Genomic DNA, 26,986 nt, shown 5'->3' with positions numbered 1-26,986 from the left:
CGCGGGACCTGACCGACGAGTAGGTCGAGTCGTCGCAGACCAGGGGGTATCTCTCCCCGCCGAAACCCGAGGAAACCCTCGGCTTCGGCCGATCTGGTCCGTGATGCAAGTCACGGCGACGGAGTAACTGTGACCGGGAGTCCTGTCGGACCTCGGCGTTACCGTCCGCGTCGCACGGCGCCCGTCGTGCACCATCGCGGCGCCGTCCGCGCCGCACGCAGATCCGGGGGGGATTCTCGTGACCACAGTCGAACCGACCACCACCACCACCGCTGCCACCGCAGCGACCGCCGCCGCCGCGCCGTCCGCGCTCACCGCGGCCGTCCTCCGCGCGGTGCCGCGGGAGACCTCGCCCTACTGGTTCTCGGGGTGGCCCGACACCGAGGCCGCACTTCTCGATGCCGTGTTCTCCGCGCGCGCGTCCTACGGCGGGCCGACCACCGGGGTGCGCGGGGTCGTCTCGGCCTGGCGTACCCACCGACACGGTGCGACGGACGACGTGGCCGCGTTCGCCGCGTGCGACGGCGACGGGCTGGCGGAGTTGCTCGGCAACCGCCAGCGCGTGCCCGGAAACAGCACCACCAAGGCCGCGGCGGTGATCGCCGCGGCCGCCGCCCTCACTGCGGTCGGGGTTCGTGGTGCCGCGGACGTCGCGAACACCGAGCCGATCCGACGCGCGGTCGTCGACGTCCCCGGGCTCGGGAATCGCACGTGGCTGTGCTTCCTCGGCAGTCTCGGCATCGACACCCCGGAGAACGACGCGCTCGTCGCCACCTTCCTGGGAGACGTCACCGAGACGGTCGGGGAGTTCGACGCGTCGAACGTCGGCGACGCCCTCGCCGCGATCGCCGCGGAGCTCGACCTCGACGTGGCCACGGTCCGCCACGCGATCTGGCGCCACCAGCGCACGGTCTCCGGCCGACGGTCCCCCGCGCCGCCGCGCGCGGCCTGAGCCGGGACGTCCGCGTCGCCGATCATCGGCGGCGCGGGCGTCTAGACTCGGCCCGCACGCGCGAGTGGCGAAATGGCAGACGCGCCAGATTTAGGTTCTGGTGTCCGAAGGACGTGGGGGTTCGAGTCCCCCCTCGCGCACCACCGCACCGACCGGGAACTACGACGCCACGTCGTTGACGAGGGCGGCGCTCCGGTAACCTGGTGGTGTGGATCGACGCGGCGACGGAACTCGGACGAGAAGTCGACCGGCGCTGATTCTGCTGGTCGTCGTGGCCGCCGCCGGCTGTCTGGCCCTCGGGTGGTGGCAGTGGGAACGGTTCGAGTCCTCCACCGGATCCGGCCAGAACCTTGGGTACGCGCTGCAGTGGCCGCTGTTCGCCGCGTTCGTCGTGTTCGCCTATCGCCGCTTCGTGCAACTCGAGGACGCACCCGACGAGCCCCCCGTCGATGCCGAGGCGGAGCCCACCGAGATTCCCGCGGACCTGCTGCCGCAGCGACCGACCGTGACGCCGGCGGACACCCTCGGGTCGGATTCCGACTCCCACACGCTGAAGGAATACAACCGCTATCTCGCGGAGCTCGGCCGCGAGGACAGGAGCAGTTCGTGAGCATCGCCGATTCCGGATCCGCCGCCCCCACCCGCGCGAAGGATCCGCGGGTCGCGCCCGCCCTGCTGCGGTACCGCGTGCTCGCCTACGCGACGGGTATCTGGCTCCTGGTGCTGACCGCCGAGATGGTGGCCAAGTACGGGTTCGGCGTGCAGGACCTGCCCGGGTGGATCGCCGTCGTGCACGGGTGGGTGTACTTCGTCTACCTCCTCCTGACCCTGGACCTGGCCGTCAAGGTGCGCTGGCCCGTCGGTCGCACGGTGGGCACCCTGCTCGCCGGGACCGTGCCGTTCCTCTCCTTCGTCATCGAGCACCGGCGCACTCAGCAGGTTAAGCGCGACTTCGCCGTCTGACCTGCGCCACGGCCCACAAGTCGCCTCGACTGCCGGGAACCCGTCCGATCGCCCCGCCTGTGTGCTACCGCGCAGCTACCGCAGCGCAGCGATCGCCGGCACCAACGCCCGCAGCGCGATACCCCGATGCGAGGCCGCGTCCTTCTCCTGCGGGCTCAACTCCGCGGCGGATCGGTCGGACCCCTCGGGCACGAACACGGGGTCGTAGCCGAAGCCGCCGCCACCGGCCCGCTCCCGCGCGACCACCCCGCGCCACTCGCCGCGGGTGACCGTCTCGGTGCCGTCCGGCAGCACCAGCGCACAGGCGGAGACGAACCCCGCGCCGCGTCGCTCGTCCGGCACGTCGCCGAGTTGGGCGAGCAGGAGCGAGGTGTTGGCCTCGTCGTCCCCGTGCCGCCCGGACCAGCGCGCCGACAGCACGCCCGGCATTCCGTTCAGAGCGTCGACGGCGATCCCGGAATCGTCTGCAACACAAGCCAATCCGGTGGTCGCGGCGCCGTCGCGCGCCTTGATCAGCGCGTTCTCCTCGAAGGTGGCGCCGGTCTCGGGGGTCTCCGGATACTCCGGCACCTCGTCCAGCCCGACCAGCTCGATGCCCTCGACGGCCGCGGCGTCCAGCACCCGCCGCAGCTCGGCGAGCTTCTTCGGGTTCCGGCTGGCGACCAGCAGACGCACCGGTTCAGGCACCGGGAAGCTCTCCGGGGTACGGCGCGGCCAGGGCCTCACGCTGCACGTCGAAGATGCGCTCGCATCCGGCCAGCGCGCTGTCGAGCATCGCGTCGAGGGTCGAGCGGGGGAACGTCGCGCCCTCGCCGGTGCCCTGGACCTCGACGAGCGTGCCGGTGTCGGTGGCGACGATGTTCATGTCGACCTCGGCACGCGAGTCCTCCTCGTACGGCAGGTCCAGTCGCACCCGGCCGTCGACGACGCCCACCGACACGGCGGCGATGGCGCACGAGATGGGCTGCGGGTCGGCGAGGCGTCCGTGCGCACCGAGGTAGGTCACGGCGTCGGCCAGCGCCACGTAGGCGCCGGTGATGGCCGCGGTGCGGGTGCCGCCGTCGGCCTGCAGGACATCGCAGTCGAGCGCGATGGTGTTCTCGCCGATCGCGGCGAGGTCGATGCAGGCCCGCAGGGACCGACCCACGAGCCGGCTGATCTCCTGCGTCCGGCCGGACACCTTGCCCTTCACCGACTCTCGGCTGTTGCGTGTGTGGGTGGCGCCGGGCAGCATCGCGTACTCGGCGGTGAGCCAGCCGAGCCCGGAACCCTTGCGCCAGCGCGGCACCCCTGCCTCGACGCTCGCGGTGCACATGACCCGCGTGTTGCCGAACTCCACGAGCACCGACCCGGCGGGGTGCGAGGTGAACCCGCGCGTCAGGGTGATGGGGCGCAGTTCGTCGTCAGCTCGTCCGTCTTCGCGTGTGGCCACGGGACCACCCTATCGGGTGCGACGGCGGCTCAGATCTCGACGACGTACCCGGGCGACACCGCGTGCACGGGGCCGTCGAACTCCCGTTTGGCCTCGGCGATCACGTCCTCCCGCGAGGTCCACGGCGGAATGTGGGTGAGCAGCAGTTCTCCGACCCCGGCGCCGGCCGCGAGACGCCCGGCCTCCGCGCCGGACAGGTGCACGCCGAGCGGCCGGTCCCCCGCGTCGGTCCACGACGCCTCCGCGAGCAGCACGTCCGCACCGCGGGCCAGCGTCTCGACGGCGTCGCACATGCCGGTGTCGCCGGTGTAGGCGAGGACGGCGCCGCTGTCGGTGGTCACCCGCATGCCGTAGGACTCCGGCGGGTGGTAGACGCGGCGGGTCTCGATGGAGAGGGTGCCGAACTCGATCACGCCGCCGTCACGCAGGTACCGCAGGTCCAAGGTGTCGGACATGTCGTCGATCTTGCCGCCGCTCTCGGCGGACGCGACCCCGAGCCGGAACGCCATGTCCGACGGGCCGAACACCACGGCGCGACCCTGCGCCGGCACCGGGTGGTAGCGACGCCACACCAGCAGCCCCGGCACGTCGAGGCAGTGATCGGCGTGCAGATGCGAGAGCAGGACGTGGACGTCGACTGGATCGGCGTACTTCTGCAGCGCTCCCAGAACGCCGGGCCCGAAATCGAGGACCAGCGGCGGAGTGTCGGGCGCCTCGAGGAGATAACCGGATGCGGGCGAGTCGGGACCCGACACGCTGCCCGAGCAACCCAGGACCGTGAGACGCATGACCGTCATGCTGCCATGCGATCCCGACCTGCCGAGCAGGATCGGTCGCCGGTCGTGTCGTGTCCGGTCCGGGGACTCACCGACTGTGCGGTGACAACGCCCGGGACGGGTCGGAGGGGCGGCGCCGCGAGGCGAACATCCACGCCGCCAGCACCCCCGCGAGCGCACCGAACAGATGCCCCTGCCAGGACACCCGCTCCTCGGTCGGCAGCACGCCCCACAGCAGGCCGCCGTACACCACCAGAACGACGAACCCCAGTGCCATCTGGCCGATGTCGCGGGCGAACACGCCGCGCACGATCAGGTAGGCGAGCCACCCGAACACCAGGATCGACGCCCCGATGTGAATCGACCCCGACGCCCCCGTCAGCCACGTTCCGAGCCCGCCGACGATCCAGATCACGGCCGTGACGGCGAGCGCGCGGCCGACGCCGGACAGCAGCAGAACGAAGCCCAGCACCAGCAGCGGACCGGTGTTGGCGAACAGGTGATCCCAGCCGTCGTGCAGCACCGGAGCGAAGGCCACCCCGCTCAGCCCGTCGACGTCCCGGGGCCGGATGCCGGCGTTGTCGAGTCGCATGCCCGACGCGACGTCGACCGCCTCGACGACGTACAGCAGTGCCAGGAAACCGAGGATGCCCACCGCGGCGGCGCTCCACCGCGACCGGGCACCCGAGGGCGTCGTGCTCGGGGTACGAGTAGGGGGAACGCTCATGTCGCCGTCCTGGTCCGTCGGGTGGAGGGTTCCCACCACGGTACCGGCGGACGTCAGGCGCGAGCGCCGACGAGGACGTCCCGATAGGCCGGAACGCCGGCCACCGACGTGGCCGTCAGCACGGCCCGTGCGATCGCCCGTTCGGTGGCGACGGCGGCCATCGCGCACAGCGCGTCGAGCACGGCGAGGTCGGGCATCATGTGGCGATCGACCGGTACGACGTCGGCCCGCGGCCCGACCCGCCCGGTGGCGAGCGCGAAGAACGTGTCCCCGTCCAGCGGGGTGTGCGCGGGGCGAACGGCGCGCGACAGGCCGTCGTGTGCCGCGACGGCCAGTCGGCGGCATCCCGACGCCGTGAGGTCGGCATCGGTGGCGACGACGCCGATGGTCGTGTTGAGCGTGGTCTCCTTGGCGCCGAGGGCGGCGGCGGCCGCGATCTGCTCGGCGGTCGGCGCCGGGAGCCGCACGCCGGGATCTCCCCACAGGACACCGGTGCGGGGATCGAAGACCGATCCGACGGGGTTGGCCACCACCAGCGCGCCGACGGTCAGTCCGGCGGCGGGCCCGTCGACCGCCGTCTCGGAGGCGGTGCCCACGCCGCCCTTGACCACGCCGGCCCGCGCCCCGGTCCCGGCGCCGACGCTGCCCTGCTCGACGTCGGTGGACGCCGCCTGCGCCGCGGCGTAGCCGAACGCGGCGTCGGGCCGGGCGGTCCACTCCCCCAACGGCAGGTCGAAGATCACGGCCGCGGGCACGATCGGGACGACGCGGTCCGGTCGCCCCATCGCCACGCCGCGACCTCGTTCCTCCAGGTACCGCATGACGCCGTCGGCGGCGGCGAGGCCGTAGGCACTGCCGCCGGTGAGCAGGATCGCGTCGACCCGCTGCACCGACTGGGCCGGATCGAGGAGATCGGTCTCGCGCGTGCCCGGTCCGCCGCCCCGCACGTCGACCGCGGCGACGGCCGGCTCGTCGGCCAGCACGACGGTGCACCCGGTGGCCGAGCCGACGCCGTCGCGGTCCTCGGTGGCCACCGTGACGTCGGGTGTCAGCACGCGGTGGTGGCCGACGGTCAGACCGACGACGTCGGTCAGGCGGTCCTGCATCAGGCCATCATGACCTGGACCAACGAGTCCTGCATCCAGGTGAGCCAGTGGTAGACGTCCAGGTGCGGCGCGCGGGGGTCGTCGGCGGGCAGCTCGTCGGGTGTGTCGGCGTCGATGCCGAGGGTGGTGCCGAGCGCGAGGCGGACGTCGTTGAGGCCGGTCAGCCACAACTCCGCCTGCTCGGGGGTCAGCGTCACCTTGCCCCCGGCCGCCGGCAGCGAGTCCAGGATGGCCGCGCCCGCAGCACGCTTGGCGTCGATGATCTCGGGCTCGTGCATGCCGCGCAGCGCACCGTTCAGGTCGGCCTGTCGCGCGAGCGTGTCCGGAGTGTCGGCGGCGTCCGCGCCCTCGGGCCGGTGGAAGTCCGGCAGCAGCCGCGCCAGGGTGGCGTCCTCCGGCGGGCTGGTGTGACCGGACCGGATGCCGGTGATCGCGGCCAGGTCGTCCGTGGGGGCGTCGGCGCTGCGCTGGTCGAGGAGTCCGACGACGGACTCGACGAGCGACCGGAGCACGGCGACCTCTCGCGCGTCCATCTCGGACCGGAACTTGACCCCGCCCAACGCGGATTTCCGGGTCCACACTCGCACCGAACTGTCTCCCTGCTCTGTCGTGGGGAACGGCGTCCGTCGTGGGGAACGGCGTCCGCCGTGGGGGCGGCGTCCGCCGAGGGCGAACGGCATCGTGGAACGTCAGACGTCGTGCTGCATGGTGGCCCAGAGACCCGCCGCGTGCAGTTTGGCGACGTCGGTCTCCATCTTCTCCCGTGGCCCGCTCGACACCACGGCCTTGCCCTCCGAGTGCACCTGCATCATCAGCTCGGTGGCCTTGTCCTTGCTGTAGCCGAAGACCTTCTGGAACACGTAGGTCACGTAGTGCATGAGGTTGACCGGGTCGTCCCAGACGATGGTGACCCACGGTGTGTCCGCGGCGGTGTCCTCCGCGACGGCGACGCTCTCCTCCGGGCTGGCCTGCGGCAGCGTCGAGAGCGGCGCCGGACCGGCGGTCGGGACACCGGCGTACGGCATGTCAGTGACGGCGACCATGGCCCCAGGATACGGGCCCGTCGGGCGCGGTTCACCCACCGGCGACGCCGCACGCCCTACTGTTCCGGGGTGTGAGCCCCCACACCGCCTCCACCGCGCTCTTCACCGACCGCTACGAGCTGACGATGCTCTCGGCCGCCCTGCGCGACGGGACGGCCCACCGCTCGTGCGCGTTCGAGGTGTTCGCGCGGCGTCTGCCCGGTGGGCGCCGGTACGGCGTCGTGGCGGGCACGGGTCGACTGCTCGAGGCCCTCACCCGGTTCCGCTTCACCGACGCGGAGGTGGCGTCCGTGGCGGAGTTCCTGACCGACGAGACCCTCGACTGGTTGCGCGACTACCGCTTCTCCGGTGACATCGACGGCTACCGGGAGGGCGAGCTGTACTTCCCCGGCTCGCCGGTGCTCTCGGTCCGCGGCACCTTCGCCGAGTGCGTGATCCTCGAGACGCTGGTCCTCTCGATCTACAACCACGACAGTGCGGTCGCCTCGGCGGCGGCGCGCATGGTGAGCGCGTCGGACGGTCGCCCGCTGATCGAGATGGGGTCCCGACGCGCCCACGAGGAAGCCGCCGTCGCCGCGTCGCGGGCGGCGTACATCGCCGGCTTCTCGGCGACGTCCAATCTCGAAGCCACTCGGCGACACGGCATTCCGGGCGCCGGCACCAGCGCGCACGCTTTCACCCTCCTGCACACCGACGCCGACGGGCCGGACGAGGCCGCCGCCTTCCGCGCCCAGGTCGACGCCCTCGGCGTCGGAACCACCCTGCTGGTCGACACCTACGACATCACGGCGGGCGTCGAGACCGCGGTGGCCGTCGCCGGACCCGAACTCGGCGGTGTCCGTATCGATTCCGGCGATCTCGGGGTTCTCGCCCGGCAGGTGCGGGCCCAGTTGGACTCCCTCGGCGCACCCACCACGCGCATCGTGGTGTCGGGCGACCTCGACGAATACGCGATCGCCTCGCTGCGCGCCGAGCCCGTCGACGTCTACGGCGTCGGGACGTCCGTGGTCACCGGGTCCGGCGCACCCACGGCCGGGATGGTCTACAAACTCGTCGAGGTGGACGGCCTGCCCGTCGCGAAACGCAGCGCGCACAAGGAGTCTCGCGGTGGGCGCAAGCGGGCGCTGCGGTTGGCACGCCGCACGGGAACGGTGGTCGAGGAGCTGGTGACGGCGGCCGACGCTCCCGTCGCGCCGACGGATCCGTACGTCGCGCGCGAGGTGTCCGTCCCCCTGGTGCGCGGCGGCGACGTCGTCGACACCGGGACCGTCGCCGACGCCCGGGAGCTCGTCGCGTCGGGCCTGACGTCGTTGCCGTGGGAGGGACTGGGTCTGTCCCGCGGAGACGCGGCCGTTCCGACGGTATTCTCCTGACTCGTGACCACTGCGCTCGTCGTCGTCGACGTCCAGAACGATTTCTGCGAGGGCGGCTCCCTCGCGGTGCAGGGCGGCGCCCGCGTGGCGTCCGCGATCAGCACCCTGATCCAGGGGTCGACGTACGACGTCGTCCTGGCCACCCGTGACCACCACATCGACCCGGGCGAGCACTTCTCGGACACGCCGGACTACGTCGACAGCTGGCCGCGGCACTGCGTCGCGGGCACCACGGGGTGCGAGTTCCACCCCGATCTGGACACCTCCGCGTTCGCGGCCGTCTTCTCCAAGGGCGAGTACGACGCCGCCTACTCCGGTTTCGAGGGTGTCGACGAGTCGGGAACGCCCCTGGCGGACTGGTTGCGCGCCCACGACGTCGACGCGCTCCACGTGGTCGGCCTGACCACGGATTTCTGCGTTCGCGCCACCGCGCTCGACGGACTCCGCGAGGGCTTCGACGTCACGGTGCTCGTGGACTACACGGCCGCCGTCACCCCGGAGAACGTCCCCGGAGTCCTCGCCGCCCTCACCGAGGCGGGTGGCCGCACCACCCGTCGGTAGTCGCCGTCGTAACCTTTCTCGGTGCCACCCAAGACCGAACTGCCCACCGTCCCGTCGTTGCTCGGCACGGCGGTCACGGCGCTCGGCGGGACGGAACGGACGGCGCAGCTCACCATGGCCTCGGCCGTGGCCCACAGCATCGACACCGGTGAGCACCTGGCCGTGCAAGCCGGAACGGGCACCGGCAAGTCCCTCGCCTACCTCGTTCCCTCGCTGCGGCACGCCGTCGAGTCCGGGCGCACCGTGGTGGTCTCCACCGCCACCATCGCGCTGCAACGCCAGCTCGTCGATCGCGACCTGCCGCGCCTGGCCAAGGCGCTCACGCCTGCCCTGAAGCAGGAGCCGCGGTTCGCGATTCTCAAGGGCCGCGGCAACTACCTGTGCCTGAACAAGCTCCACGGCGCGCCGGTCGACGACCCCGCGGAGGAACTGTTCGACGCCTTCGCGGTCTCCCGGCTCGGCCGTGAGGTCAAGCGGATCACCGAGTGGTCCTCGGACACCGAGACCGGGGACCGCGACGAGCTGACGCCGGGCGTGTCCGACCAGGCGTGGCGGCAGATGTCGGTCACCTCGCGCGAATGCCTCGGCAAGGCCCGCTGCCCGTACGGCGAGGACTGCTTCGCCGAGCGCGCGCGGGTCGACGCGGCGAAGTCGGACGTCGTCGTGACCAACCACGCCATGCTCGCCATCGACGCGATCACCGGGATCGCCGTGCTGCCCGAGCACGACGTCGTGGTGATCGACGAGGCGCACGAACTGGTCGATCGAGTGACCTCCGCGGCCACGGCGGAACTGTCGTCGTCCTCGGTGAGCGCCGCGCTGCGCCGGTGCGGGAAGCTGGTCGAGGAGGAGACGCTGGATCGTCTCGCCGGGGCCGGCGACGGCCTGGCCGACCTGATCGAGGATCTGCGCGGCGGTCGGTGGGAGGAACTGCCCGGCGGCGCGGGTCCGGTTCTCGCGTCCGTGCGAGACGCGGCGTGGGCGGTGCGCACCGCCATCGGCCCCGCCGAACGTGGTTCGGCGGCAACCGATCCGGACGCGGCCGCCGCACGCACCGCCGCCCTCGCGGCGATCGACGACGTCCACGACACCGCCGTCCGCATCCTCGAGACCTTCCAGGAGACGGACCCCGCCGCGCGTCGGGACGTCGTCTGGCTCTCGGTCGACGAGTTCCGCGGCGTGACGCGCCGCGTGGTGCGGGTGGCGCCGCTGTCGGTCGGCGGCCTGCTGCGGACGCGACTGTTCGCCGACTCCACCGTGATCCTCACCTCCGCCACGCTCACGGTCGGCGGCAGCTTCGACGGTCTGGCGGTGACGTGGGGTCTGCCGGCGGCGAATCCGTCGCGGGTCGACGCCGCGCTGGCCACGGGCAGCGAGGCGCCGTCGGACACCGCCACCGTGCGGTGGAACTCCCTGGACGTGGGCTCGCCGTTCGACCACGGACGCGCCGGCATCCTTTACATCGCCAAGCACCTGTCCGCACCCGGTCGGGACGGCGCGGCCCCCGCGCAACTCGACGAGATCGCTCAGCTGGTGTCCGCCGCCGGTGGGCGGACGCTCGGCCTGTTCTCCTCGATGCGGGCGGCGAAGGCCGCCGCCGCCGAGATGCGCGACCGGCTGGACACCCCCGTCCTCTGCCAGGGCGACGACGCCACCGGGGCCCTCGTCGACCGCTTCGCCGCGGACGAGGCGACGTCCCTGTTCGGCACCCTCTCGCTCTGGCAGGGCGTCGACGTGCCGGGCCCGTCGTTGACCCTGGTGCTCATCGACCGCATCCCGTTCCCGCGGCCCGACGACCCGCTGATGGTCGCGCGTCAACGGGCCATCGAATCGCGGGGCGGCAACGGCTTCCTCGCCGTCGCCGCCAACCACGCGGCGTTGCTGCTGGCGCAGGGAGTCGGCCGGCTGCTTCGCAGCACGAACGACCGCGGTGTGGTCGCCGTCCTCGATCCGCGGTTGGCGACGGCGGGGTACGGCGGCTACCTGCGGGCGTCGCTACCGCCCTTCTGGGAGACCACCGACCCCGACGTCGTCCGTCGCTCGCTGCGGCGACTCGCCGAACGCTGACCCGCTCCTACACCAGAGCCGGGCCGGCCACCTTGCCCAGTTCGGCGTCCCCGGCGAGCAGCTCGTGGTGCGGGAGCACCCGCACGGTGTAGCCGACGGCGCCGGAGAGCGGCAGCGTCGTCTCGACGGCGAAACGGTCACTGCCGTCCGCGGGGCCGCGGTGCGTCATCGGCACGGTGGTGACGTCGTGCAGCTCCTCGTCGGATCCGACGCGGCCGAACACCGCCTGCACGGTGACGTCCGCGGGCGTCAGTCCGCCCAGATCGACGGTCGCGGCGAGGGTCAGCTCGGAGCCGAGCACCGGAATGTCCGGCAGGCCGTCGGCCTCGACGTCGCGCACCGTGACCGCCGGCCACGCCGCGTCGACCCGTCGTCGGTATCCGGCGAGGGCCTTCGCTCCCGCCCACCCGTCGGCGGCGACAGTGCGACCCGCCCGCGAAGCCGGGCCGTAGTACCGGACGGTGTAGTCGCGCACCATGCGGGACGCCAGCACCTTCGGTCCCAACGTCTCGAGCGTGTGCCGCACCATGTCGACCCACCGGTGCGGGACGCCGTCGTCCCCGCGATCGTGGAACGCCGGCAGGACCGACTTCTCGAGCAACTCGTAGAGCGCAGCGGCTTCGAGGTCGTCGCGGCGGACGTCGTCGACCCCGTCGGCCGTCGGAATGGCCCATCCGTTCCGGCCGTCGTACATCTCGTCCCACCACCCGTCGCGGATGGAGAGATTCAGCCCGCCGTTGAGCGCGGACTTCATGCCCGAGGTCCCGCAGGCCTCGAGGGGCCGGAGCGGATTGTTCAACCAGACGTCGCATCCCCAGTAGAGGTAGCGGGCCATCGACATGTCGTAATCGGGCAGGAAGACGATGCGGTGCCGCACGTCGTGCCGGTCCGCGAACCGGACGATCTGCTGGATCAGCGCCTTGCCGGCGTCGTCCGCGGGGTGCGACTTGCCGGCCACCACCAGTTGCACGGGCCGCTCGGGATCGAGCAGGAGGGCCCGCAGCCGCTCGGGGTCCCGCAGCATCAGCGTCAACCGCTTGTAGGTCGGCACGCGTCGGGCGAATCCGACGGTGAGCACGTCGGGCGAGAAGGCCTCGTCCGTCCACGCCAGTTCCGCTTCGGTCGACCCGCGCTCGAGGCACGACGCCCGCAGCCGACGCCGGATCTCGGTGACCAGTTCGGCGCGCAGGGCGTTGCGGGTGGCCCAGAGCTCGTCGGCGGAGACGTCGTGCAGCTTCTCCCACCCCCGCGCTTCCTCCACCATCTCGCGGCCGGCGACGCGTTCGGCCAGATCCAGCCATCGCGGCGACGCCCAGGTGGGTGCGTGGACGCCGTTGGTCACCGAACCGATGGGTACCTCGTCGGCGTCGAACCCGGGCCAGAGCTCGTCGAACATGCCCCGGCTGACCCGGCCGTGCAGCAGCGAGACCCCGTTGGCCCGCTGGGCGGACCGCAGGCCCATGTGCGCCATGTTGAACAGCGCGGGGTCGCTCTCGCGGCCGAGGGCGAGGATCCGGTCCATGTCGAGCCCCGGCAGCAGGGACGAGCCGGTGCCGCCGTCGCCGAAGTAGCGCTGCACCAGGTCGGCCGGGAAACGGTCGATGCCGGCGGGAACGGGGGTGTGCGTGGTGAAGACGGTCGACGCCCGCACGGCGGCCAGGGCGTCGTCGAAGTCGAGACCCTCCGACCGCAGCTCGCGGATGCGCTCGAGCCCCAGGAAGCCCGCGTGCCCCTCGTTCATGTGGAAGACCGACGGGTCCGGCAGGTTCTCGTACCGCGTGAACGCCCGCACCGCCCGGACACCGCCGACACCGGCGAGGATCTCCTGCTTGATGCGGTGGTCCTGATCGCCGCCGTACAGACGGTCGGTCACCCCGCGCAGGTCGACGTCGTTGTCGGCGATGTCCGAGTCGAGCAGCAGCAACGGGATCCGGCCCACCTGGGCGATCCAGATCCGCGCCCGCAGCACGCGTCCGCCCGGCATGGCGACGTGCACGAGCACGGCCGAGCCCGCCTCGTCGGAGAGCAGACGCAGCGGCAGTCCCTGCGGGTCCAGCGACGGGTACCGCTCGGCCTGCCAGCCGTCGGCGGTGAGGGACTGGCGGAAGTAACCGGAGCGGTAGAGCAGGCCGACGCCGACGAGCGGCAGACCGAGGTCGGAGGCGGCCTTGAGGTGGTCGCCCGCCAGGATGCCGAGGCCGCCGGAGTAGTTCGGCAGCACCTCGGAGACGCCGAACTCCATCGAGAAGTAGGCGATGCCGGCCGGGAGGTCGGCCCCCGCGTCCACCTGCTTCTGGAACCACCGCGGCTGCGCCAGGTACGAGTGCAGATCCTCGACCAGCTCGTCGACCCGACGGACGAACACGTCGTCCTCGGCGAGCGCCGCGAGCCGATCGGGATCGACCTCGCCGAGAACGCGGCCGGGGTCCCGCTCGCCGCTCACCCACAGCGCGGGGTCGATGCTCTCGAACAGCTCGAGCGTGGGGGTGTGCCAGGACCAGCGCAGGTTGACCGACAGTTCGGCCAACCCGGAGAGTCGGGACGGAAGCTGCGCGCGCACGGTGAATCGACGGAGAGCTTTCACGATTCCGAAGCCTAGCGGCGCGGGCGGTCCCGCACGTCGGTTCGGCCGGGTCCGCTCGCCGGGTCGGCCCGCGTTTGCCGATGGGCCGGACGGGTAACGCTGGGGCGGGACCGTGATGGCTCGGGTGTCCGGCATGCGCTCGCTCGTCTACGGTTGGACCCGCTCAGCCCGTGCACCAGCGACATCCGTCAGAAAAGGGGATCCGGTGACAGGCCGTATCGGCATCGACGACGTATCACCCAACACATCGTCCGGAAAGTATCCCGCGAAAGCCGTTGTCGGCGAAGCATTCCCGATCACCGCGGCCGTGTGGCGCGAGGGCCACGACGCGGTGAACGCCACACTCGCCGTACGGGCCCCCGGCGCCCGGTCGTCGGTCCACGTCCCGATGACCCCGGGCACGGAACCGGACATCTTCCACGCGGTGTTCACCCCCGACCGCGAGGGCTACTGGATCGCCCGCGTCGAGGGCTGGGGCGATCCGATCGCGACGTGGATGCACGCCGTGGAGGCCAAGCTCGGTGTCGGCCAGAGCGCCGCCGATCTGGCGAACGACCTCGAGGTCGGTGCCCGGCTGTTCGACCGTGCCGCCGCCAAGGCTCCTGCCGCCGACCGCCCGGCCCTGACCGCCGTCGCCGCCGCCCTGCGCAGCGACGCGCACCTGCCGTCGCGAGTCGCCCCCGCGTTCACCGACGACGTCCGTCGCATCCTGCGGGAGTCACCGCTGCGCGAACTCGTCACTCGCGGCGAGGCGATCAACGTCTGGGTGGATCGCCGCGCCGCCCTGGTCGGCTCCTGGTACGAGCTGTTCCCGCGCTCGACGGGCGGGTGGAACGAGGACGGCACGCCCCGCCACGGCACGTTCAAGACCACGATCGGTGCCCTCCCGCGGGTCGCCGCCATGGGTTTCGACGTCGTCTACTTCCCGCCGATCCATCCGATCGGCCGGGTCAACCGCAAGGGCCCCAACAACACGCTGACCCCCGGCCCGACCGACGTCGGCTCGCCGTGGGCGATCGGTGCGGCCGAGGGCGGTCACGACGCGGTGCATCCCGAGCTGGGCACCGAGGCGGACTTCGTCGAGTTGGTCCGTGCCGCCGAGAAACTGGGCCTCGAGGTCGCCCTGGACCTCGCGCTGCAGTGCGCCCCGGACCACCCCTGGGCCGAGGAGCACCCCGAGTGGTTCACCGTGCTGCCCGACGGCACCATCGCCTACGCGGAGAACCCGCCCAAGAAGTACCAGGACATCTACCCGGTCAACTTCGACAACGACCGCAAGGGCATCTACGCGGAGGTCCTGCGCGTGGTCCGCCACTGGGTGTCGCTGGGCGTCAAGACGTTCCGAGTGGACAACCCGCACACCAAGCCGCCGGACTTCTGGGAGTGGCTGATCGCCGAGGTCAAGAAGACGGATCCGGACGTGCTGTTCCTGGCCGAGGCGTTCACGCGGCCCGCCCGACTGTACGGCCTGGCCCGACGCGGGTTCACGCAGTCCTACACGTACTTCACGTGGCGCGTCGCCAAGTGGGAGCTCACGGAGTTCGGCACGGAGATCGCCGCGAAGGCCGATCTGGGTCGACCGAACCTCTTCGTCAACACCCCGGACATCCTGCACGAGAGCCTGCAGACGGGCGGGCCGGGCATGTTCGCGTTGCGCGCTGCGCTCGCCGCCACCCTGTCGCCGCTGTGGGGTGTGTACTCGGGATACGAACTGTACGAACACCGTCCGGTGCGCGAGGGCAGCGAGGAGTACCTCGATTCCGAGAAGTACCAGCTGCGTCCTCGCGACTTCGAGTCCGCCCGCGCCCGCGGCGAGTCCCTCGAGCCGTGGCTGGGCACGCTGAACGCCATTCGCAAGGCGCACCCCGCGCTGCAGCAGTTGCGCAACATCCACTTCCACCACATCGACAACGACGCCCTCATCGCCTACTCGAAGTTCGACGCCGTGTCGGGTGACGCCGTGCTGGTCGTGGTCAACCTGAACCCGTTCGGGGCCGAGGAGGGCACGGTCTGGCTGGACATGCCGGCCATCGGCCGCGACTGGCAGGAGCGCATCACCGTGACCGACGAGGTCGGCGGGCAGCAGTTCGAGTGGGGCCAGGCGAACTACGTGAAGCTCGAGCCCTGGCGGCAGGTCGCCCACATCCTGGCGCTGCCGCCGATCGGCGAGCCCGAGCGCACCACCCTCGCTTTCCGGAAGGAACCGTCATGACGACTCCGAAGGACACCGTCGCCGCCCCGTCCGAGGCGGATCTGTCGCGGCTCGCTCGCGGCCACCACCACGATCCCCACGCGGTCCTCGGCGCGCACCCCGTGGCCGGTGGCACCGCCATCCGGGCGCTGCGTCCCAACGCCCTCGAGGTGACGGCGTTGATCGGCGGCGAGAAGTACCCCCTCACGCACGTCGCGCACGGGATCTTCTCCGTCCTCGTTCCGATCGAGGACCCGTCCGACTACCGCCTGCGCGTCCGGTACCCCACCGGCGGCGACTCCGTGCACGAGGTGACGGTCGCCGACGGGTACCGCTTCCTGCCCACGTTGGGCGAGCTGGACCTGCACCTGTTCGGCGAGGGGCGCCACGAGCGTCTGTGGGACATCCTCGGCGCCCATCCGCGCTCGTACACGCTGCCCGACGGCGAGGTGCACGGCACGTCGTTCGCCGTCTGGGCGCCCGGCGCCGTCGGCGTCACCGTCGTCGGCGAGTTCGACGGGTGGGGCGGCCAGACCTGGCCGATGCGTGTTCTCGGATCCACCGGCGTCTGGGAACTCTTCGTCCCCGACATCGGTGACGGGACGCTGTACAAGTTCCGCGTCCACGGCAAGGACGGGTCGGTGCGCGACAAGGCCGACCCGATGGCCTTCCGGACCGAGGTGCCGCCGTCGACGGCGTCCGTCGTGACCACCAGCGCCTACACCTGGAACGACGACGCCTGGCTGGCCACGCGCGCCGACTCCGAACCGCATCGCGCCCCCATGAGCGTCTACGAGGTCCATCTCGCCTCCTGGCGGCCGGGACTGACGTATTCCGAACTGGCCGAACAACTCTCGGCGCACGTGCGGGAGACGGGCTTCACGCACGTCGAGCTGCTGCCGGTGGCCGAGCACCCCTTCGGCGGATCCTGGGGCTACCAGGTCACCTCGTACTACGCCCCGACCTCCCGCTTCGGCACGCCGGACGACTTCCGCGCGTTCGTCGACCGGCTCCACCAGGACGGCATCGGCGTCATCGTCGACTGGGTGCCGGCGCACTTCCCGAAGGACGAGTGGGCCCTCGCCCGATTCGACGGTTCGCCGCTCTACGAACACGGCGATCCGAAGCGCGGCGAGCAGCTCGACTGGGGCACGTACGTCTTCGACTTCGGCCGCACCGAGGTCCGGAACTTCCTCGTGGCCAACGCGCTCTACTGGATCGACGAGTTCCACATCGACGGACTGCGGGTCGACGCCGTCGCCTCCATGCTCTACCTGGACTACTCGCGTCCCGAGGGCGGCTGGACGCCCAACATCCACGGCGGGCGCGAGAACCTCGAGGCCGTGGCGTTCCTGCAGGAGATGAACGCGACGGTGCACAAGCTGCACCGCGGCGTCGTCACCGTGGCCGAGGAATCCACGTCGTGGCCGGGCGTCACGCGTCCCACCTCGCTCGGCGGGCTCGGGTTCTCGATGAAGTGGAACATGGGCTGGATGCACGACACCCTCGGCTTCATCGGCCGGGACCCCATCCACCGCTCGTACCACCATCACGAGGTCACGTTCTCCCTCGTCTACGCGTGGAGCGAGAACTTCGTGCTGCCCATCTCGCACGACGAGGTGGTCCACGGCAAGGGCACCCTGTGGTCCCGGATGCCGGGCGACGACTGGCAGAAGGCGGCGGGCCTGCGTGGCCTGCTCGCCTACATGTGGGCACACCCCGGCAAGCAGCTGCTCTTCATGGGCCAGGAGTTCGGTCAGACCGGCGAGTGGTCCGACGAGCGCGGGCTGGACTGGTGGGAGATCGGTACCGAGGGCGTCGGCAACCTGCACCGCGGCGTGCAGCAACTGGTCGGCGACCTCAACCGCACGTACACCGCGAGCCCGGAGTTCTGGACGCAGGACCACACGCCGGACGGGTTCTCCTGGATCGACGCCAACGACACCGCGAGCAACGTGCTCAGTTTCCTGCGGTACGGCGACGACGGCAGTGTGACGGCGTGCCTGTTCAACTTCTCGGGCGCGGTGCACGGGACGTATCGTGTGGGTCTGCCGGAGCCGGGGCGGTGGGTGGAGATCCTCAACACCGACGCCGAGGCCTACGGAGGGTCGGGCGTGGGCAACCTCGGTGAGGTCACCGCCACCGACTACTCCTGGCACGGACGGCCGGCATCGGCGCAGGTCGCCCTCCCCGCCTACGGAGCGATCTGGCTCAGACTGGAGAAGTGATGGACGGGGCTCGCCGACACGGATTCGCGAGCCCCGTTCTCGCTCTCGTCGGCGGACTGCTGCTCTCCGCCTGCGGGTCGACGATCGTCGGCACACCCGTCTCCATCTACGAGGATCCCTTCACCGTGGCCGGGCTGCCGGTCACCGACGGCCCGTCCGGGCCCCGGCCGGGCGTCGCGCACGCGCAGCTGGACGTCGTCGGCTTCTCCGGATCCGACGTCGACGTGGTGGCGACCGACGCCCTCGACGACATCCAGAAGTTCTGGCGCCGGAACTACTCGACGCTCTTTCGCGGCGAGTTCACCCCGGTGCGGCGGCTGGTCTCGTGGGACGCCGCGGCGCCACCGGGCGACGGACCGGTGTTCTGCGGCGACCCGACCGACGGCTTCGTCAACGCCGGGTACTGCTCGCTCGACGACAGCATCGGATGGGACCGCGGCATTCTCATGCCCGCCATGGTCGACGCGTTCGGACCGATGTCCGTGGTGATGGTGCTCGCCCACGAATACGGCCACGCCGTGCAGAGCCAGTCCGGGTCGCTCGGTGAGGACGATCCCACCATCGTCGCCGAGCAGCAGGCCGATTGCTATGCGGGCGCGTTCATGCGCCACGTCGCCGAGGGCGACTCCACCCACTTCACGCTGAACACCTCGGACGGGCTGAACGACGTTCTCGCGGCGACGGTCTCGGTGCGCGACGAGGACCCGGGAGACCCCGACTCGGTGCACGGCTCCGCGTTCGAGCGGGTCACCGCGGCGCAGATCGGCTTCACCGACGGCGTCGCCGCGTGCGCCGCCATCGACCTCCAGGACGTCGAGACCCGTCGGTCGACGCTGCCGCGGGAGTTCGACAACCCCCTCGACACCGGCGAGCTTCCCGTGACCCGCGACAGCCTCGAGGCCTTCGCCGCGACGTTCGGCGACATCATGCCGACCGCACCGGCGCCGACCGTCGACTACGGCGGCGCCGACACCGGCTGCCCCGATGCCGCCGCCACGGAACCGGTCTCCTACTGCCCCGCCACCAACACCATCGGCGTCTCCGTCGACGCGCTCGCCGAGCGCGGCCGACCACCGGTCGACGACGCGGATCGCGTCGTCCCCGTCGACGTCACCGGCGACTACGGCGCGTACGTGGTGTTCCTCTCCCGCTACGTCCTGGCCGTGCAGCAGCAGGCCGGGCAGATGCTGACCGACGCCCGCGCCGGGCTCCGATCCGCGTGTCTCGCCGGCGTCGTCACCGCGGCACTCGCCCCGTCGGGCGGCACTCCGAACGCGGCGGTGACCCTCTCCCCCGGCGACCTCGACGAGGCGGTGTCGGGACTGCTGACCGACGGGCTCGCCGCGAGCGACGTCGACGGACGCACCGTCCCCAGCGGATTCGCGCGAGTGGACTCGTTCCGCTGGGGTGTGCTCGGCGGCCGCGCCGCGTGCGACGCCCGCTACGGCTGACCCGGCACGGCGGGTTGCCGCTAGTACAGGGCCGAGGCCAGCTTCCGCCGCGCCGCGACGACGACGGGGTCGGCCGCGTCGAAGAGCTCGAACAACTCCAGCAGCCGGGCACGCACCCGAGCGCGGTCGTCGCCGGCGGTCCGGCGTACCAGGTCGACCAGCCGCGCGAAGGATTCCTCGGTGCGCTGCTGGTAGAGCAACGCGTCGGCCGCCTGGAGGCCGAGATCGACGTCGGCCGGATCGGCGTCGGCCCGCTCGAGGACGTCGTCGGGAAGGGCCTGCGTGCGCGCCAGGAACCGCACCTGGCGGACCCCGTTCAGTGCCTGCTTGTTCTGCGGTTCGGCGTCCACGATCGCCTGGAACGCCGCTTCCGCCCGGGCGAGGTCGCCCTCGGCGAGGGCGTTCTCGGCCGCGTCGAACCGCGGGTCCTCGGGTTCCGGAGCGGGGCCGGCCTCGCCGACCGGGCCGGTGAGCTTGCCCTCCACCGCCTGCGCGATCGCCGTGAGCCACTGGCGGAGATTCTCCTCCGGCTGCGGCCCCTGCAGGTCGGCCAGCGGCTGACCCGCGGCGACGGCCACGAGGGTGGGTACGGCCTGCACGCCGAAGGCCTGCGCGATCCGCGGACTGACGTCGACGTCGACGTTGGCCAGGATCCAGGTGCCGTTGCCCTCGGCGGCCAGCGCCTCGAGGGTCCGCGTGAGCTGCAGCGAGCCGGGCGACCGCGGCGAGAGCAGGTTCACGATGACGGGCACCTGGTTCGACCGGACCAGCACCTCGGCTTCGAAGTCGGGCTCGGTCACCGTCACGACGACGGGGACGCCGCCGGCGCCGGTGGGCGCGGGCGGTGCGGCCGCGGCCTCGGCCTTGGCCTTGAGCGCGGACAGATCGACGGCTCCGGACATGGCGGCAGCCGCGGCGGCGGACGGACGAGCAGGCGGGCGGGATCCGGGTCGAGTCACGCCCCGTATTTTGTCACTTGCGCAGAGTCGGCGTGGATGCGGTCCGGGCGTCCTGGACGTCGAGACGACCGGTCCGGTTCGCCCAGATCTCGAACACCACGGTGCCGAGCGGCGGGATGCTCGCGAGCAGGGCGATCACCGTCAGTCCCTTGCTCCACCGCAACGCCAGCGCCGTGGCCACCGTGACGAGCAGGTACAGCACGAAGACCGCACCGTGCGCGGCGCCCGGGTAGCGCACCGCGCTGTCGATGTTCGGTTCCGGGATGTACTTGATCGCCATACCGACGAGCAGGGCCACCCAGGTGACGGCCTCGGCGACGGCCACGATGCGGAACCAGCGCACGATGGCCGGTCGAGGGGTGCGCGCGGTGGGCGCGGTGGTGGTTCCGGGGGCTGCGGCGATCCCTGCGTCGGGTCGAGAATCGGACATGCCTGCATTCTGCCCGACACCCGGCCGTCGCCCGGGGTGTCGTTCACCACGACGCCCGGCGGGGCTCGTTGTGACACAGGACACCATCGTCCGGGGACGGAAAAAGGTCTAACGTCAAACTATGAGCACCGCTGCCGCCGCCACCCCCACGTCCGACGCCGTGGCCGCCGGCCTCGTGACCGCGATCGATCACGTCGGCGTGGCCGTGGCCGATCTCGACGAGGCGATCGACTTCTACCGCTCGCACTTCGGCCTCGAGGTCACCCACCGCGAGGTCAACGACAGTCAGGGCGTCGTCGAGGCCATGCTGGCCGTCCCCGGTGCCGACGCGGGCGCCGCCCAGATCCAGCTGCTCGCCCCGCTGGACGAGACGTCGACCATCGCGAAGTTCCTCGACCGCAACGGTCCCGGTCTGCAGCAGCTCGCGTTCCGCGTGGCCGACGTCGAGGAGGTCGCGGACTTCCTCCGCGCTCGCGGCGCCCGGCTGCTCTACGACACCCCGCGACGCGGCACCGCGGACTCCCGCATCAACTTCGTGCACCCCAAGGACGCCGGCGGCGTACTCGTGGAACTGGTCGAGCCCGCACGCTGACCGGCGTCCGGGCGTCCTGCCGCTCGATCGGCGGTCCCGGCCGGTAAGTTGTCGGCCATGGCCCCCGACACCGCCTTCGGCAGCAACTCCCTACCGTTCAGCGTGGTCCGCAAGGGTTACGACAAGGACGAGGTCCAGCGCTACTTCGACCGGTTCGACGCCGAACTGCGCGTCATCGCCACCGACCGTGACGCCGCGGCCGCCCAGGCCCGTGACCTGGCGGTGCAGCTCGAGGACGCCCGCGACGAGATCGACGATCTCCGCAAGGACATCGACCGCCTGTCCGTGCCGCCGACCACCGCGGAGGGCATGAGCGACCGCATCTCGCGGATGCTGCGGCTGGCCTCCGACGAGGCGTCCGAGGTCCGCGCGAAGGCCGAGGCCGACGCCGCCGAGATCGTCTCGATCGCCGAGCAGGACGCGACGCGCATGCGCGGCGAGTACGAGGGACTGCTCGCCGAACTGAAGGATCGACGCTCCGCGCTCGAGACCGAGCACGAGCAGACCATGGCCGAGGCCCGCACCGAGGCCGCCCGCATCGTCGAAGCGGCGCAGGCCGAGCGGGACCGCCTCGACGCCGAAGCGGAGAAGAAGCGCACCACGGTCCAGGAGGACTTCGAGATCGCCATGACCGATCGCCGCAGCAAGGTGATGAAGGCGGTCGACGACCTCGAGGCCGACTCCAAGGCCGAGGCCGAGCGCCGGCTCGCGGACGCGACGGCCGAGGCGAAGCGCCGCCTGCAGGCCGCGACGGAACAGTCCGAGCGGCGCATCGCCCACGCCAAGGAACTGGCCGAGGAACTGCGCGTCCTGCGTGGCCGCGTGCTCGCGCAGTTGCTGGGGATCCGCGGACAGCTCGACTCGGTGCCGGCCATGCTCGCGTCGGTCAATCGCGAGAGCGAATTGCTCGACGCGCCCCTCGCGCCGGACGACCTCGAGATCGACGAGTCCCTGGAGAACGTCGTCGCGACGGACACGCCGGCCGATCCCGCCGACGAGGCCGCGACCACCGGTTCCGCCCGCGACACCGCCGACACGCGACGGTGACCACGCGCGGGGTCACGACCAGCGTCGCGTGAGCCCTCGACTGCGCCGACCGGACCAACATCCGGTGTGCCAGTGGCGCCGGTCGTCCGCACCCCCCGGCCGGTCGATCGGCCACACCACCAGGTGCGGGACACCCGGGACGATCTCGTGGTCGCACCCGGGGCACCGGTAGGTCTTGACCGCACGCGCGCCGGGGATCGAGCGCACCGCGTAGTCCTCGTCGCCGTCCGTCGCCGGACCCGATTCCGTGCGCGCCGTCGCACCGCCGAACGTCGGCGACGGGCGAGCCGGCCGGCCGGATCGGTGATGGTTGCGACGAGGCATGGAGCCAGCGTAGCGACCGCGCGTCAGAACAGCCGGAACTCGCTCGTCTCCACGCCGCGAAGGGCGTCGTAATCCAGTGTGAGACAGCGGATTCCGCGATCATTGGCCAACGTTTTGGCCTGCGGCTTGATCTGCTGCGCGGCGAAGACGCCGTGCACCGGGGCCAGCAGCGGATCGCGGTTGAGCAGCTCGAGGTACCGCGTCAGCTGCTCGACACCGTCGATGTCGCCGCGCCGCTTGACCTCGACGGCCACGGTGGCGCCGTCGTCGGCCCGGCAGAGCAGGTCGACCGGTCCGATGGCCGTCGGGTACTCCCGGCGCACCAGCGACCATCCGGCCCCCAACGTGTGCACGTGCTCGGCCAGCAGCTCCTGCAGATGCGCCTCGACCCCGTCCTTGACCAGACCCGGATCGATCCCCAGGTCGTGACTGGTGTCGAGCTCGATCTCCTCGAGCGTGATGCGCAGCTCCTCGCCCGCCTTGTTGGTCACCACCCACAGACGGCGGTCGGCCGGGACCAGGTCCTCGTCGGTGGTGGACGGGTCCGGCGCGCGCTCCTCGAGCCAACAGGGCGGGCTCATCCAGTTGAGGGGCTTGTAGGCACGGTCGTCGGCGTGGACGCTGACCGACCCGTCCGACTTCACCAGCAGCAGACGCGTCGCCCACGGCAGGTGGGCGGTCAGCCGCCCGACGTAGTCGACCTGACACCGAGCAATGACCAGACGCACCGGGTCACCCTATCGAGGGGTGGCGAGCCGGGTCTCCTCCGCCCGCCCGCGCAGCGTCACCGACTCGCCGAAGCTCCAGTCGTCCCCGTCGATGCTCGTCGCGTGCTCCACCGTGCGTGCCGACGCGACCAGACGCCCGTCGGCGGACTTGGCCAGCTCCGACAGCCGGGCCGCCTCGTTCACCGGGTCGCCGATCACCGTGTACTCGAAGCGCTCCTTCGCACCGATGTTGCCGGCCACCGCCCGCCCCGAGGCGATCCCGATGGCCGCGGTGCAGTCGGGGACCTCCGTCTCGAGCCGGCCCATGATGGCCCGCGCCGCCCGCAACGCGGCGCCGCAGTGATCGTCCAGGGCGCCCGGAGCCCCGAACACTGCCAGGGCCGCGTCGCCCTCGAACTTGTTGACGAACCCGCGGTGCCGGTCGACCTCCTCCACCACGACGGCGAAGAAGCGGTTCAGCAGGTCGACGACCTGCTTCGGTGGCTGCGACGCCGCGAGCTCCGTCGACCCGACGAGGTCGATGAAGAACACGGCGACGTCCCGCTCCTCGCCGCCCAGCTCGGGGTTCTTCGCCAACGCGGCCTCCGCGACCTCCATGCCCACGTGGCGGCCGAACAGGTCGCGGATACGGTCCCGCTCGGACAGGCCCTCCGCCATTCGGTTGAACCCGCTCTGCAACTCGCCGAGCTCGGTGCCGTCGTAGACCTCGACGCGCGCATCGAGATCACCGCGTTCGACCTCGGCCATCGCGGCCCGCACGTTGTCGATCGGCGCGGTGGTCGCCAGACCACCGAGCAGCGAGAGTGCGAAGCCGAATACCAACGTGATGCCGCCGAGCGCCAGGATGGCTACGGCGAACTGCGTGGCCGACGTGTCCTGCCGGATGAACGACGCGATCGCGATGACCATCAGGCCGGCCACCGGAACGCCCGTGCCCAGCATCCACGTGAGAATCGATCGGCCCATGACGCCGGCGATCCGGATACGCCGCGGATCGCCGTACTCCAGCGCGCGGGCGGCCGCCGGCCGGAGCGCGAACTCGGTGAGCAGGTAGCTGAACGCGCACACGGTCGCGCCACCGAAGGCGATCGTGAACGCGACCTTCGGAATGGAGTTGGGGTCGATGATGCCGTCGGCCGTCGTCACCAGGATCAGCCCGACGATCCACAACCCGATCTGCAGACGGGTCAGCCGCCACGGCATGGCCAGGGTGCGGCGCTGCTCCTTCGGCGTCGGCGGCCGGTCCTCGATCGCCCACCGCAGACCCTGCACGGTGCGTTTGGTCCCCCACCCGACGCCGATGAGGAACGCGACGAGCAGATACACCGGGATGAGGATGAAGTTTACCCACCAGTACTCCCGCGGCGTCACCACGTTCGGACCCGGCACGACCACGCTGATGAGCGCGGCGACGATCACGGCGCCGATGGCATTGGCGCCGAGCAGGAACACCGTCAGCAGGACCTGCACCCGAATGCGGCGCCGACGCGGGGATTCGTCGGTGTGACCCAACAGTGGGCTCCCTAGCGGGGCGATGGATCGTCGGGGTTTCTGCGGCATGGTGGGGTGAGAGTAACCCGAGTCCCTCCCGGCGGGGTTGCAGGCGAGTCACGCGGTCGTGATCTCCGGTTGTCGGACCCCCGAGTCATGATCCGGTCCATGACCACCCCGCGCGTTCTGCTGACCCACGCATCCGAGGGCGAGCCGGTGCTGGACCTCGCCACCGGCGAGCTGTCGTACGACGGGATGGGCTGGCACTTCCCGGCACAGCTCGAGGACGGCGACGTCGTCGTGCACGCCGCACGCGGCCGTCGCACGGCGGTGGTCAGCGTGGCCACGGTCGTCCGTCGGCCGGGCGAGCCCGCCTACTACGCCGGGGAGAGCCTGCTGACGCGGCCGGTCCCGGAAGTGGCGTTCTGGCGAGCGACCGGTCGCGCCCTCCCCACTCGGTCGGTGATCCTGCGTGACGGTGACCGGTGGCTCGGCGACATCGAGCGGCTCCGGTTCGTGGCCGTACCGTGGCCCGTTCTCGACGCGTCAGCGTGCGCCGACGCGGCTCGGGTCCAGCGAGCGGTGCTCGAGGACGACGGGGTCGCGAACACCGGCCGGTGCGCGTGCTGTCGGCGGCGGCCGACCATTGCACACCCCCATCTCGACGGTGCGGCGTTGTCCTTCGTCTGCGACCGCTGCCACGACACGCTGCATCATCCGTTCGGACCGACCGTCGCCGCGCTCGCGGCCCACCACGCACCCGTGTGCCCCCGGTGCGGAAGTCGCGATGCGGTCGAGATCCTCTACGGCATGCCCCCCGGTCCGGTGCCGGACGACGTCCCCATCGGCGGATGCGTCGTCGACCCGACGGGGCCGGACATGGCGTGCCGGACGTGCGGTCACTGGTTCCGCTCGGGCCCGGTCGACGTCGCGTAGGGGAAGGCCGCTCCGGGGTACTCCCGCCCCATGCCGGAACTCCCCGAAGTCGAGAACGCTCGTCAGGTCGTCGAGAAAGCGCTGCACCGCGTCGTCACCGACGTCGACGACCGCGACGAGTTCGAGTGCCGTCCGCACCTGCCCGGCGACATCGCCGGCGCGCTGAAGGGTGGGCAGCTCGTCGCGGCGCACCGGCGTGGCAAGGCCATGTGGTGCGACACGGTCGACGCCGACGGGAACGCGGGGCCGGCGCTCGGTATCCACCTGGGCATGGGCGGCCGCATCATCGTGACCGCACCCGACGGTGACTCGACCTCCCGTTACGGCGGCGGCGATCCGCACGTCGGTGAGCGCGAGACCGACAAGCCCGAGTGGACTCGGTTCTCCCTGACCTTCGAGGACGGCGGACAGTTGCGACTGTTCGACAAGCGGCGGTTGGGACGCGTCCGGCTCGACCCCGACGTCCACGCACTCGGGCCCGACGCCGCGGAGATCGGACGCGAGGAGTTCCGGGCGCGGATCCAGGCGAGCACCGCGCCGATCAAGGCACGCCTGTTGGACCAGTCCGTGGTGGCCGGCATCGGCAATCTGCTGGCCGACGAGGTGCTGTGGCGCGCGAGCATCTCCCCGTCCCGACGGTCGAAGACCCTCGACGACGACACCGTCGACGAACTCCGGGTGGTGTTGCGGCGCGCGATCCGCTCCGCGATCGCGAAAGGCGGCGTGCACACCGGCGAGATCATTCCGTTCCGCAAGGCCGAGGCCACGTGTCCGCGGTGCGGGGCGCCGATGGCGCGGGGAACGGTCGGCGGCCGCACCACCTGGTGGTGCTCGAACGAACAGGCCTGAAACGCACGACACCCCCCGACCTGGTGGTCGGGGGGTGTCGTGGAATGGTTGTTCGGCGGTGTCCTACTCTCCCACACCCTGTCGGGTGCAGTACCATCGGCGCTGGAGGGCTTAGCTTCCGGGTTCGGAATGGGTCCGGGCGTTTCCCGCTCCGCTATGGCCGCCGTAACTCTGTG

At 71.5% G+C, this 26,986-nt stretch carries 26 protein-coding genes, 1 tRNA gene and 1 rRNA gene; 14 read left to right on the top strand and 14 right to left on the bottom strand.

All coding sequences use genetic code 11. The annotated features are described in order from the left end of the window. The first annotated feature begins 238 nt into the window (after nucleotides 1-238). The 4 genes from HQ603_RS16215 (at nucleotide 239) to HQ603_RS16200 (ending at nucleotide 1,915) form a co-directional block, all read left to right on the top strand. On the top strand, nucleotides 239-952 hold the full coding sequence (locus HQ603_RS16215) for a hypothetical protein (RefSeq protein ID WP_261773952.1): 714 nt from the start codon (nucleotides 239-241) through the stop codon (nucleotides 950-952). A gap of 58 nt (nucleotides 953-1,010) precedes the next feature. Next, nucleotides 1,011-1,095 (top strand) — tRNA-Leu (locus tag HQ603_RS16210). A 65-nt stretch (nucleotides 1,096-1,160) separates the two neighbouring features. Next, nucleotides 1,161-1,562: a transcriptional regulator gene (locus HQ603_RS16205; protein ID WP_222685809.1), complete on the top strand. Its 402-nt coding sequence runs from the start codon at nucleotides 1,161-1,163 to the stop codon at nucleotides 1,560-1,562. Beyond that, nucleotides 1,559-1,915 carry a DUF3817 domain-containing protein gene (locus HQ603_RS16200; RefSeq protein WP_222685808.1) on the top strand — a complete coding sequence of 119 codons (357 nt, stop codon included), beginning with the start codon at nucleotides 1,559-1,561 and terminating at the stop codon, nucleotides 1,913-1,915. The genes HQ603_RS16205 and HQ603_RS16200 overlap by 4 nt, the downstream gene beginning before the upstream one ends. Before the next feature lie 75 nt (nucleotides 1,916-1,990). Here HQ603_RS16200 and rdgB read toward each other — a convergent pair whose 3' ends face one another. The 7 genes from rdgB to clpS all read right to left on the bottom strand — a co-directional run bounded on the left by rdgB (nucleotide 1,991) and on the right by clpS (nucleotide 6,981). Further along, nucleotides 1,991-2,602 carry an RdgB/HAM1 family non-canonical purine NTP pyrophosphatase gene (rdgB, locus tag HQ603_RS16195; protein ID WP_222685807.1) on the bottom strand — a complete coding sequence of 204 codons (612 nt, stop codon included), beginning with the start codon at nucleotides 2,600-2,602 and terminating at the stop codon, nucleotides 1,991-1,993. Then, nucleotides 2,595-3,347: a ribonuclease PH gene (rph, locus tag HQ603_RS16190; protein WP_222685806.1), complete on the bottom strand. Its 753-nt coding sequence runs from the start codon at nucleotides 3,345-3,347 to the stop codon at nucleotides 2,595-2,597. The genes rdgB and rph overlap by 8 nt, the downstream gene beginning before the upstream one ends. A 29-nt stretch (nucleotides 3,348-3,376) precedes the next feature. Continuing rightward, the gene (locus HQ603_RS16185) at nucleotides 3,377-4,135 is read right to left on the bottom strand and encodes a cyclic nucleotide-degrading phosphodiesterase (protein ID WP_222685824.1); all 759 of its coding nucleotides are present in this window, start codon (nucleotides 4,133-4,135) and stop codon (nucleotides 3,377-3,379) included. 76 nt (nucleotides 4,136-4,211) lie between these two features. Beyond that, a complete protein-coding gene (locus HQ603_RS16180) occupies nucleotides 4,212-4,850 on the bottom strand; it encodes a rhomboid family intramembrane serine protease (protein ID WP_222685805.1) in 639 nt (212 codons plus the stop codon). Between the two features lie 53 nt (nucleotides 4,851-4,903). Next, the gene (locus tag HQ603_RS16175; protein WP_222685804.1) at nucleotides 4,904-5,956 is read right to left on the bottom strand and encodes a P1 family peptidase; all 1,053 of its coding nucleotides are present in this window, start codon (nucleotides 5,954-5,956) and stop codon (nucleotides 4,904-4,906) included. Next, nucleotides 5,956-6,543, bottom strand: a complete 588-nt coding sequence (aosR, locus tag HQ603_RS16170) for an oxidative stress transcriptional regulator AosR (RefSeq protein WP_222685803.1) — start codon at nucleotides 6,541-6,543, stop codon at nucleotides 5,956-5,958. The genes HQ603_RS16175 and aosR overlap by 1 nt, the downstream gene beginning before the upstream one ends. 102 nt (nucleotides 6,544-6,645) lie before the next feature. Next, the gene (gene clpS, locus HQ603_RS16165) at nucleotides 6,646-6,981 is read right to left on the bottom strand and encodes an ATP-dependent Clp protease adapter ClpS (RefSeq protein ID WP_222685823.1); all 336 of its coding nucleotides are present in this window, start codon (nucleotides 6,979-6,981) and stop codon (nucleotides 6,646-6,648) included. A gap of 89 nt (nucleotides 6,982-7,070) precedes the next feature. Between clpS and HQ603_RS16160 the strand changes: the two genes are divergently transcribed. The 3 genes from HQ603_RS16160 to HQ603_RS16150 are packed head-to-tail and all read left to right on the top strand — an operon-like array spanning nucleotide 7,071 to nucleotide 11,000. After that, nucleotides 7,071-8,372 carry a nicotinate phosphoribosyltransferase gene (locus tag HQ603_RS16160; RefSeq protein ID WP_308126575.1) on the top strand — a complete coding sequence of 434 codons (1,302 nt, stop codon included), beginning with the start codon at nucleotides 7,071-7,073 and terminating at the stop codon, nucleotides 8,370-8,372. Between the two features lie 3 nt (nucleotides 8,373-8,375). Beyond that, nucleotides 8,376-8,933 carry an isochorismatase family protein gene (locus tag HQ603_RS16155; RefSeq protein WP_222685802.1) on the top strand — a complete coding sequence of 186 codons (558 nt, stop codon included), beginning with the start codon at nucleotides 8,376-8,378 and terminating at the stop codon, nucleotides 8,931-8,933. Between the two features lie 21 nt (nucleotides 8,934-8,954). Then, nucleotides 8,955-11,000 carry an ATP-dependent DNA helicase gene (locus HQ603_RS16150; protein WP_308126574.1) on the top strand — a complete coding sequence of 682 codons (2,046 nt, stop codon included), beginning with the start codon at nucleotides 8,955-8,957 and terminating at the stop codon, nucleotides 10,998-11,000. Nucleotides 11,001-11,007: 7 nt separating this feature from the next. Here the strand turns inward: HQ603_RS16150 and glgP are convergent, their stop codons facing one another. Beyond that, nucleotides 11,008-13,584: an alpha-glucan family phosphorylase gene (gene glgP, locus HQ603_RS16145; protein WP_222685801.1), complete on the bottom strand. Its 2,577-nt coding sequence runs from the start codon at nucleotides 13,582-13,584 to the stop codon at nucleotides 11,008-11,010. A gap of 205 nt (nucleotides 13,585-13,789) precedes the next feature. Here glgP and HQ603_RS16140 point away from each other — a divergent pair, with 205 nt between their 5' ends. From HQ603_RS16140 to HQ603_RS16130, 3 genes are read left to right on the top strand one after another with little or no spacing between them, the layout of a single operon-like run. After that, the gene (locus HQ603_RS16140; RefSeq protein ID WP_222685800.1) at nucleotides 13,790-15,796 is read left to right on the top strand and encodes a maltotransferase domain-containing protein; all 2,007 of its coding nucleotides are present in this window, start codon (nucleotides 13,790-13,792) and stop codon (nucleotides 15,794-15,796) included. Next, the gene (gene glgB / locus HQ603_RS16135; RefSeq protein ID WP_222685799.1) at nucleotides 15,793-18,003 is read left to right on the top strand and encodes a 1,4-alpha-glucan branching protein GlgB; all 2,211 of its coding nucleotides are present in this window, start codon (nucleotides 15,793-15,795) and stop codon (nucleotides 18,001-18,003) included. Before HQ603_RS16140 ends, glgB begins: the two co-directional genes overlap by 4 nt. Beyond that, nucleotides 18,003-19,454 carry a metallopeptidase gene (locus tag HQ603_RS16130; protein WP_222685820.1) on the top strand — a complete coding sequence of 484 codons (1,452 nt, stop codon included), beginning with the start codon at nucleotides 18,003-18,005 and terminating at the stop codon, nucleotides 19,452-19,454. The genes glgB and HQ603_RS16130 overlap by 1 nt, the downstream gene beginning before the upstream one ends. A gap of 20 nt (nucleotides 19,455-19,474) precedes the next feature. Here HQ603_RS16130 and HQ603_RS16125 read toward each other — a convergent pair whose 3' ends face one another. Together HQ603_RS16125 and HQ603_RS16120 are read right to left on the bottom strand one after the other, a co-directional pair. Next, nucleotides 19,475-20,356, bottom strand: a complete 882-nt coding sequence (locus HQ603_RS16125; protein ID WP_222685819.1) for a tetratricopeptide repeat protein — start codon at nucleotides 20,354-20,356, stop codon at nucleotides 19,475-19,477. Nucleotides 20,357-20,426: 70 nt separating this feature from the next. Continuing rightward, nucleotides 20,427-20,843, bottom strand: coding sequence for a DUF3817 domain-containing protein (locus HQ603_RS16120; protein ID WP_222685798.1), 417 nt, complete (start codon nucleotides 20,841-20,843; stop codon nucleotides 20,427-20,429). A gap of 121 nt (nucleotides 20,844-20,964) precedes the next feature. Between HQ603_RS16120 and mce the strand changes: the two genes are divergently transcribed. Together mce and HQ603_RS16110 are read left to right on the top strand one after the other, a co-directional pair. After that, a complete protein-coding gene (mce, locus tag HQ603_RS16115; protein WP_222685797.1) occupies nucleotides 20,965-21,435 on the top strand; it encodes a methylmalonyl-CoA epimerase in 471 nt (156 codons plus the stop codon). A 57-nt stretch (nucleotides 21,436-21,492) separates the two neighbouring features. Next, nucleotides 21,493-22,482: a hypothetical protein gene (locus HQ603_RS16110; protein WP_261773951.1), complete on the top strand. Its 990-nt coding sequence runs from the start codon at nucleotides 21,493-21,495 to the stop codon at nucleotides 22,480-22,482. A 12-nt stretch (nucleotides 22,483-22,494) separates the two neighbouring features. Here the strand turns inward: HQ603_RS16110 and HQ603_RS16105 are convergent, their stop codons facing one another. The 3 genes from HQ603_RS16105 to HQ603_RS16095 are packed head-to-tail and all read right to left on the bottom strand — an operon-like array spanning nucleotide 22,495 to nucleotide 25,094. After that, nucleotides 22,495-22,806 carry an ATP/GTP-binding protein gene (locus tag HQ603_RS16105; protein WP_222685796.1) on the bottom strand — a complete coding sequence of 104 codons (312 nt, stop codon included), beginning with the start codon at nucleotides 22,804-22,806 and terminating at the stop codon, nucleotides 22,495-22,497. 23 nt (nucleotides 22,807-22,829) lie between these two features. Then, on the bottom strand, nucleotides 22,830-23,534 hold the full coding sequence (gene nucS / locus HQ603_RS16100; RefSeq protein WP_222685795.1) for an endonuclease NucS: 705 nt from the start codon (nucleotides 23,532-23,534) through the stop codon (nucleotides 22,830-22,832). A gap of 9 nt (nucleotides 23,535-23,543) precedes the next feature. Further along, complete coding sequence (locus tag HQ603_RS16095; RefSeq protein WP_222685794.1) at nucleotides 23,544-25,094, bottom strand: adenylate/guanylate cyclase domain-containing protein; 1,551 nt, start codon at nucleotides 25,092-25,094, stop codon at nucleotides 23,544-23,546. A gap of 99 nt (nucleotides 25,095-25,193) precedes the next feature. On the opposite strand from HQ603_RS16095, the gene HQ603_RS16090 reads away from it, so the two are divergent. Together HQ603_RS16090 and HQ603_RS16085 are read left to right on the top strand one after the other, a co-directional pair. Then, nucleotides 25,194-25,961, top strand: a complete 768-nt coding sequence (locus HQ603_RS16090) for a hypothetical protein (protein WP_222685793.1) — start codon at nucleotides 25,194-25,196, stop codon at nucleotides 25,959-25,961. Nucleotides 25,962-25,991: 30 nt separating this feature from the next. After that, a complete protein-coding gene (locus HQ603_RS16085; protein ID WP_222685792.1) occupies nucleotides 25,992-26,810 on the top strand; it encodes an Fpg/Nei family DNA glycosylase in 819 nt (272 codons plus the stop codon). Nucleotides 26,811-26,860: 50 nt separating this feature from the next. Here the strand turns inward: HQ603_RS16085 and rrf are convergent. Further along, nucleotides 26,861-26,978: ribosomal RNA gene (gene rrf / locus HQ603_RS16080) — 5S ribosomal RNA — on the bottom strand. Nucleotides 26,979-26,986: the final 8 nt, after the last annotated feature.

This window comes from Rhodococcoides corynebacterioides, from assembly GCF_019834675.1.
In the GTDB taxonomy this organism is placed as follows: Bacteria; Actinomycetota; Actinomycetes; order Mycobacteriales; family Mycobacteriaceae; genus Rhodococcoides; species Rhodococcoides corynebacterioides_A.
Note: the sequence above shows the minus strand (reverse complement) of the source record. Positions and strands in the feature narration are given on the sequence as shown.